This window comes from Oerskovia sp. NPDC060287, assembly GCF_042726775.1.
Classification (GTDB): Bacteria; Actinomycetota; Actinomycetes; order Actinomycetales; family Cellulomonadaceae; genus Oerskovia; species Oerskovia merdavium.
The window spans coordinates 1-7730 of sequence record NZ_JBHXBO010000198.1 but is presented as its reverse complement, the minus strand read 5'-3'; the positions used below and the strand labels follow the sequence as shown (position 1 = coordinate 7730).

Below are 7730 nucleotides of genomic sequence, written 5' to 3'. Positions count from 1 at the left end.
GACTGGGCCAACGGGGGTCCAGGACGGGTTCCGACCCCCGTTGGCCGCAACTCGCGGCGAACCCCTCGCCGAGAGTGTCGTTCACAGGATCCCTCCGTGTGCTGCACCGGGCTCCCGCACCGGCGGGGGCCGACCGGCCCAGAACCGTGCGAACCGGTCGATAGGGTCGCTGCATGACAGGGGACAGCCGCACCACGGGGGAGATCGCCGCCTCGACGGCCGAGTCACCGTCCTCACCGACCACCCCGCCCGTCGGCCCCACCCCCGCCCCCGCAGCCCGACGTCGTCCCGGTGGGCGCGCCGTCGGGCTGGTGCTGTGGGTCGTGGGCGGGCTGGTCCTGGCCATGACGCTCGTGCGTGCCGTCCCATACGACGGCGTCACACCCCTCGCGCAGGTCGTCGGCGTGACGCCGTGGGTCGTCCCGCTCGCGCTGCTGGTGCCGGCGACGGCCCTGGTCCTGCGGCGCCGCTCCCTTGCGATCCTGTGCGCGGTCGCTCTCGTGGCCCAGGTCGCGTGGGTCGCGCCCTTCTTCGTGCCCGGGCAGGGCATCGAGGCAGACGCCCAGGGCACGCTGCGGGTCCTGACGGTCAACGCGTACTTCGGGCAGGCGGACGCCGCTGCCGTGGTGCAGATGGTTCGCGACCAGGAGGCCGACGTGCTCGCGGTCGTCGAGCTCACGGCCGACTTCCACGACCGTCTCGAATCGGCAGGGCTCGAGGCGGTCATGCCGCATCACGTCGACGCCAAGGTGGGCACCGGCTCGCCCGGGAGCGGCCTGTGGAGCAAGACTGCGCTGACCGACCCCGACACGACAGAGTGGAGCACGTTCGCCATGCCCGCAGCCACGGTCGACGTGGACGGCACGCCCGTTCGCGTGACCGCCGTCCATCCGGTCCCGCCGCTTCCCGAGATCACGGGCGTGTGGCACCAGGAGATGGCGGACCTCGCCCGCCGTGCCCACGACGAGCCCCTGCCGCAGGTGCTCCTGGGCGACTTCAACTCGACGTACGACCACGCGTCGTTCCGCGCCGTCCTGGGCGACCGGTTCCACGACTCGACGCGCACGGCCGGGCACGGCCTGAACCTGTCGTGGCCCGTGGGGGAACGGGTGCCGACGTTCCTCGACCTCGACCACGTCGTGGTCGACGAGGGCATGCGGGTCGACGACCTCGCGTCGCTCGTGGTCCCGGGGTCGGACCACCGCGCGCTCGCCGTCACGGTGCAGGTCGCCCCGTGAGCGGCCCGGCACGCGCGGCAGCGCGCACGCCGTCGCGGGCGCGTCGCGTGGGCGGTGTCGTGTGGACGGTCCTGCTGTCGTCGTGCCTCGTCGGGGTGGGTGCGCTCACGCTCGCCCGCGCCCTGGGGTTCGACGACGTCACGCCACTCGCCCAGCTCGTGTCCTTCACGCCATGGGTGGCCCTCGCGGCGCTCGTGGTGCTGCTGCTCTCGTTGAGCCGGCGGCGGTGGGTGCTCAGCGCGATCGCAGGGGTGCTCGTCGTCGCGCACGCGGTGTGGCTCGTGCCGTTCTTCGTGCCAGGTCCGAGCATTGCGCCCGGTGCGGACGGGACCCTGCGTGTCATGGCGGCCAACGTCCTCTACGGGCGTGCGGACGCCCGGGCGGTCGTCGAGGCCGTCCGCGAGCAGGAGGTCGGGCTGTTGAGCGTGGTCGAGCTGAGCGAGGAGTTCGAGGCCGAGCTCGTGGCAGCCGGGATCGAGGACGTGCTGCCGTACTCGTGGACCGCGACCCACCCGACCGAGGGAGCGGCGGGCAGCGGGCTGTGGAGCGCGACCCCGCTGACCGACGAGCGCGAGGGCGTGGCGAGCCGCTTCCACCAGCCGAGCGCCGTCGTCGAGGTCGACGGGACCTCGGTCCGCGTCACGGCTGTCCACCCGCACCCGCCCACACCCGGGGACGTCGACCTGTGGACGGGCGACCTCGCGCTGCTGCGCGACGCGGCGCACGCCGACCCCGCGCCGCAGATCCTGCTCGGTGACTTCAACGCGACCTTCGACCACTCGGCGTTCCGCGACCTCCTGGGCGGGCGCTTCGCCGACGCGACCCGCCTCGCGGGGCAGGGCGTGAGCCTGTCGTGGCCCGCCGGCCGACGCTATCCGCCGCTCGTCGACCTGGACCACGTGGTCGTCGACCAGGGCATGCGTGTCGACGACGTCGGAGCCATCGCGATCTCCGGTACGGATCACCTCGCGATCCTGGCGACCGTGCAGGTCAGGCCGTAGGTTGGGGTCATGAGCGCCGACGAGACCGCCACCATGTACGAGTCGCAGCTGCGCGACCTCCTCGAGCAGCGCATGGCCGCAGGTCGCGCCCTCGCCGAGCGGGCCGAGCAGGTCGCGGTCGCCCGCGCCCAGCTCGACGAGGCCGAGCGCGCCTACGCTGCGACGTTCTCCGAGGCGCTCGCCGCGGGCTGGACCGAGGCCGAGCTGCGCAAGGTCTTCAAGTCGCTCGGCGTCGCGGTGCCGACGCGCCCGCGACGCAGCAAGAGCACCGGCGTCAAGGCGCAGCCCCCGGTGCCCAAGCCTCCTGTGGTCTCCGCGCTCGCGCGCATGCACGACGACACCGAGGTCATCCAGGTCGTCAGCGCCTGAGCGCGAGCGGCTCCGACCGGAGCCCCACCGTCGGGTCGTTTCCGCGCCGGCGCCGCGCACCTGGCCACGTCGCCCGCACCGTGCCCGACGGCGGCGCTCGCCGCCGTGGTCCGGCTACGCTTCTCGCCGATCCCGGCTCACGTGAGGACCCCCAGATGTCGCTGTTCGGTTCGCTGTTCCGCAAGAAGTCCGACCCGTCCTCGTGGGACGAGCTGTGGACCGTCCTGGCTCCGTACGGCGGGCGCGTGACGCCGTCGAGCACGCAGGCATGGCTCCAGGCCGCGGCGACCATGGACCCGAAGCTGCTCGCGAAGGCCAAGGTCCAGCTCGAGCGGGCCTACGACCTGCTCGACACCGAGGCAGTGGCCCGCTTCGCGGGCGAGGCCCCGTTCACGGGCCCGGACCGCCCGTTCGCGCGCCGTCGTTTCCTGCGGACCGTTGACGCCGTGATCGTGGCCGGTCCCGAGGCCGTCGCGCGCGTCGTCGCCGACCCGTCCTACCTGCGCTCGTACGACTCCTCGCCTGCCGTCGCGCCCTACGAGACCCCTGACCCCGAGGGGTATCTGGGCGACCGGTGGGACATCGATAAGTGGAAGGACCCCCTCCACCGCATGATCTGGAAGGACGTGCTCGTGAGCCTGAGCACGCGGCGCCAGAAGGCGTGGCCGAGCGTCGCGGACGACCCCGCTGCCCAGATGTTCCACCTCGACCCCGAGTACGGGTGGGTCGACGTCGACGCGTCGTCGATCGCCGCCGAGCAGGGAGCGCCGGTCGAGGCCGTCGACGGGTGGACCGGAGCAGGTATCGAGGCGAGCAAGCGGCTCTACGCGGCCCTCGGGAGCGTCGTCGAACGACCTGACGTGCTGGGTCTCGTCGCGGTCGTCGTGCTGTCGCAGGCCGAGTGGGACGACGAGGCGGAGGACGGGGACGAGGTGCGCGACGGTGTCCTGAACCTCGGGATCGACAGGTCCGCGAGCGAGCTCGACATCGCGTTCTCCGCCGAGGAGTGCGCGATCGAGGACCAGGAGGAGCGCGTCGAGTTGCTGGTCGGCCGTGCGGCGCACGCGCTCCTGGTGTTCGACCTGCCGTTCACCGGGGCCCAGGCCGCGACGCTCGGTGAGCTGGCGCGTTCCCGGGAGGGCCTGGGGCGCTGAGGCCCAGGGGCCGGGCGCGGTCGGCGGTGCGACGGTCGGTGGTGCGACGGTCGGCGAGCGGCGGCCGGGAGTGCTGCGCGAGGGGTTCCGCTGGACGGGACCTGGTCCTGCTCAGCGAACGCAGGTTCGGCCCAGCCGAACCTGCTCGGCAGACACCCGCCCAGCGCGGAGGGTCCGTCGCCCAGGACCGAGCGCCCCGACGACCGGCTCAGTCCTCCCGGAACCTCGATCCCCGCTCGGCGAGCTCCTCGCCCAGGATCCGGATCGCCTTGGGCCCGACCCCGTGGATCGCGAGCAGCTCCTTGGCCGTGGCCCGCGTGAGGTCGTCGTAGCGGGTGTACCCGTGGTGGGTGAGCTCGCGCGTGGCGACCTTCCCGATGCGTGGCGTGAGGTCGCTGGGCGGGACGGCAGCACGGTCCTCGGTCATGGGCTCGGTCCTCTCTGGACCCGTCCGCGGGCGGGGCGGGTCTCCAGGATCACCGGGGGACGGTCTCGACCGCCACCTCGACCGCCTCCCCCGGGAGCGTCGACGGGTCGAGCGGCCCTGTCGCCACCGGCGCAGTGGCCACCGGCGAAGTGACCGCCGGCCGCGGCCACGGCGCCCACACGGGCACGTACCGCCAGAGCACCGCACCTCCGGCGGCCGACGCCGCTCCGACGACGAGCGCCGCCGCCCCGAGCGGGGCCACGAGCGCCGTGCCCGCGACGACCAGGGGACCCGCGAAGGCCCCGGCGTCGTGCATGAGCCGCCACGCCCCGAAGAACTCGGCGCGCTGCGCGGGCGGCGCGACGTCCGCTCCGAGCGTCATGATGACGCCGTTGCTCAACCCGTTCCCGAGCCCCAGCACCAGGGCCACGACGGTCAGCGACGCGACGCCACCCGCCCAGGGGAGCGCGACGTACCCGGTGGCGAGGACCAGCAGCGACGGGACCGCGAGGGCACGCCGCCCGAACCGGTCCATGAGGTACCCCGCGGGGATCGAGACGATCACGTCGAGCGCCGCGCTGGCCCCGAAGACGAGGCTCGTGGTGGCGGCGTCGACGCCCAGGACGTCGGCCCACAGGGGCAGCACCACGGTGCGGGCCGTGCGCGAGAGCCCCATGAGCGCGGCCCCGAGCCCCAGCGTGCGCAGCAGCCGGCGGTGCTCGACGACCACGCGCCACAGCCCCGCCTCCCGGGCGACCGCGTCGCCGGGCGAGCCGGGCGCCCGGGGGGAGCGTCCGACGTCGGGCACACGGCCCATGAGGACCGCCGTGACGCACACGGCCACGAGCTGGACCGCGAAGCCGCCCCTCGTCCCGACGGCGAGGATCGCCGCCGCCCCGAGGATCGGGCCCGCGAGGAACCCGACGCGCATCATGGCCGCGACGGTCGACATGACGCGTGCCCGCCGCGCGAACGGGACGGCCTCGGCCAGGTACGTCTGGCGCGCGAGGCCCCACACGGCCTGGGACAGGCCCGCGAGGAACACTCCCACCGCGAGCGAGGCCACCGACCAGGACATGAGGCACAGCGCCACGCCGACCACGGCCAGGACGCCCGCCCCGATGATCGAGCGCCGCTCCCCGAACCGGGACACGAGCCGCCCCGCCGGCAGGTCGCCGATCAGCTGGCCGAGCCCGGCGAGCGCCACGACGAGCCCTGCCGCGCCGAGCGACGCGCCGTGCTCTCGCGCCGCGAGCGCGACGACCGGTGCCGCCGCGCCCTGGGCCATGCCCCAGACCCCGGCGGGGACGTGGACGGTCCAGGCCAACCTGACCGGCGGGACGCTCGTGCCCGTGCTCACGCCAGGACCGGCTCCGCGGTCCGGGCCTCCTCCTGCCCGACGACGTCGCTCGCCTCGTGCGCACCGCTCGCACCGTGCGGGGCATCGGCGAGCTCCGCAGCGGGTGTCGCGTACCGGCTCGCGGGGCGCTCGAGCCCGAAGTGGTCACGCAGCGTCGTGCCCTCGTACTCCGTACGGAACAGGCCCCGCGCGCGCAGGATCGGCACGACGTGGTCGGCGAAGTCGTCCAGGCCACCCGGCAGGTACGGCGGCATGACGTTGAAGCCGTCGGCGGCGCCCTGCGTGAACCACTCCTCGATCGTGTCGGCGACCTGCTCGGGCGTGCCCGCGACGACCCGGTGGCCGCGCGCCCCGGCGAGACGGTGGAGCAGCCCGCGGACCGTGGGCTGCTCGCGCTCGACGATGCCCGCCACGACCTGGAGGCGGCTGCGGGAGTTGTCGGTCACGTCGCCCGCGCCCGCGAAGAGCTCGGCCGGGACGGGGCCGTCGAGCTGGGCGTGGTCGAGGCGGACCCCGGTGAGCTTCTCGAGCTGGCGCAGGCCGTACTCGGGGACCGTGAGCTCGTTGAACTCGCGCTCGAGCGCGCGCGCCTCGTCCTCGGTCGAGCCGATGAACGGGCTGATGCCCGGGAGGATCTTGACCGCGTCGCGCGAGCGGCCCAGGGCCTCGGCCCCCGCCTTGATGTCGGCGTAGAAGGCCTGGGCGTCGGCCAGGCGCTGGTGGGCCGTGAAGATCGCCTCGGCGTAGCGGCTCGCGAACGCGCGCCCCTCGTTCGAGGCGCCCGCCTGGACCAGGACCGGGTGCCCCTGGGGCGAGCGCGCTGCGTTGAACGCGCCCTCGACCCGCAGGTGCTTGCCGCGGAAGGCCACGTCGTGGATCTTCGCCGGGTCGGCGTATCGGCCCGACTCCCGGTCGATCAGGACCGCGTCGTCCTCCCAGCTGTCCCAGAGGCGGGTGACGACCTCGACGAACTCCGCCGCGCGGGCGTACCGCTCGACGTGGTCCGGGTGGGAGTCGAGGCCGAAGTTGCGGGCCGCGTCCTCGGAGGCCGTCGTCACGATGTTCCAGCCGGCCCGCCCGTTGCTCAGGTGGTCGAGCGTCGAGAAGAGACGCGCCAGGTTGTACGGGTCGTAGAACGTGGTCGAGGCCGTCGCGATGAGCCCGATCCGCTCGGTCGCGGCGGCGATCGACGCGAGCGTGAGCAGCGGCTCGAGCCGCCCGACGCTGTTGAACTCGATGCCGTCGTGCAGGACGGGCCCGTCGGCGAAGAAGACCGCGTCGAACGTCGCGGCCTCGGCCTTGCGGGCGAGCTCGGTGTAGAAGTCGGCCGTGAAGATGCGCTCGGGCTGGGTGTCCGGGTGGCGCCAGGCCGCCTCGTGGTGTCCGGCCGGGTGGATGAAGAGGTTCAGGCTGAGCTGACGGGGCTGCTGGGTCATGGTGCGTCCTCTGGTCGTCGTGGTCGTGGTGGTTGTGGTGGTCGTGGGTGCGGGCGACAGGCCGGGAGGGCTGTCGCCCGCGGGGGCCGGGTCGCTCAGGACGCGCGGCCCCTGTTCACGTGGTGCGCCAGCGCGAGAAGTGCCGTTCGAGGCCCACGAGCACGGCGTTGATCGAGACGCCGACGAGCGAGATCGCGATGATCCCGGCGTACATGTTCGTGATCTGGAAGTTGAACTGGGCGTAGGTGATGAGGTAGCCGAGGCCCGCCTTGGCGCCGACCATCTCGGCCGCGATGAGCACGAGGATCGAGCTCGTCCCGGCCATCCGGATGCCCGTGAAGATCGTGGGGACCGCGGCCGGCAGGACGACCTTCTGGAACAGCCGGACGGGCGGCAGCCCGAGCGACCGGGCGGACTTCACCAGGAGCGGGTCGACCGTGCGGACCCCGGCGATCGTGTTGAGCAGGATGGGGAAGAAGCACGCGTAGACGACGAGCGTGATCTTCGAGGTCTCGCCGATCCCGAGGATGAGGATGAACACGGGGAGCAGCGCCAGGGCTGCGGTGTTGCGGAACAGCTCGAGGAACGGGCCGAGGAACTGGGCCACTCCCGCCCACCAGCCGAGGGCGGTGCCGGGGGGGTTAGGGGGGGGCACCCCGATCGCGACGCCCCTGCCGGCCCCCCGCCGGCGCGTCGCCACCGGCTTTGCGAGCACGCCGCGCACCTGCAGCTCCCCCCAGGCCTA

At 73.6% G+C, this 7730-nt stretch carries 7 protein-coding genes and 1 pseudogene; 4 read left to right on the top strand and 4 right to left on the bottom strand.

Annotated features, from left to right (window positions below; genetic code table 11):
- Window positions 1-173: 173 nt before the first annotated feature.
- From ACFWFR_RS15255 to ACFWFR_RS15240, 4 genes are all read left to right on the top strand, one after another.
- Window positions 174-1238 carry an endonuclease/exonuclease/phosphatase family protein gene (locus ACFWFR_RS15255; protein WP_377623521.1) on the top strand — a complete coding sequence of 355 codons (1065 nt, stop codon included), beginning with the start codon at window positions 174-176 and terminating at the stop codon, window positions 1236-1238.
- On the top strand, window positions 1235-2239 hold the full coding sequence (locus ACFWFR_RS15250) for an endonuclease/exonuclease/phosphatase family protein (protein WP_377623520.1): 1005 nt from the start codon (window positions 1235-1237) through the stop codon (window positions 2237-2239). The genes ACFWFR_RS15255 and ACFWFR_RS15250 overlap by 4 nt, the downstream gene beginning before the upstream one ends.
- Window positions 2240-2248: 9 nt before the next feature.
- Window positions 2249-2608 (top strand): hypothetical protein, encoded by a 360-nt coding sequence (locus ACFWFR_RS15245; protein WP_191805619.1) that lies wholly within the window; start codon window positions 2249-2251, stop codon window positions 2606-2608.
- A 155-nt stretch (window positions 2609-2763) separates the two neighbouring features.
- Complete coding sequence (locus tag ACFWFR_RS15240) at window positions 2764-3762, top strand: hypothetical protein (protein ID WP_377623519.1); 999 nt, start codon at window positions 2764-2766, stop codon at window positions 3760-3762.
- 208 nt (window positions 3763-3970) lie between these two features.
- Here ACFWFR_RS15240 and ACFWFR_RS15235 read toward each other — a convergent pair whose 3' ends face one another.
- The 4 genes and pseudogenes from ACFWFR_RS15235 to ACFWFR_RS15220 form a co-directional block, all read right to left on the bottom strand.
- A complete protein-coding gene (locus tag ACFWFR_RS15235) occupies window positions 3971-4189 on the bottom strand; it encodes a hypothetical protein (protein WP_377623518.1) in 219 nt (72 codons plus the stop codon).
- Window positions 4190-4238: 49 nt separating this feature from the next.
- Window positions 4239-5549 (bottom strand): MFS transporter, encoded by a 1311-nt coding sequence (locus ACFWFR_RS15230; RefSeq protein ID WP_377623517.1) that lies wholly within the window; start codon window positions 5547-5549, stop codon window positions 4239-4241.
- A complete protein-coding gene (locus ACFWFR_RS15225) occupies window positions 5546-6985 on the bottom strand; it encodes an LLM class flavin-dependent oxidoreductase (protein ID WP_377623516.1) in 1440 nt (479 codons plus the stop codon). Before ACFWFR_RS15225 ends, ACFWFR_RS15230 begins: the two co-directional genes overlap by 4 nt.
- Window positions 6986-7100: 115 nt before the next feature.
- Window positions 7101-7667, bottom strand: a pseudogene (locus ACFWFR_RS15220) (ABC transporter permease); the annotation flags it as partial.
- Between the last annotated feature and the right edge of the window lie 63 nt (window positions 7668-7730).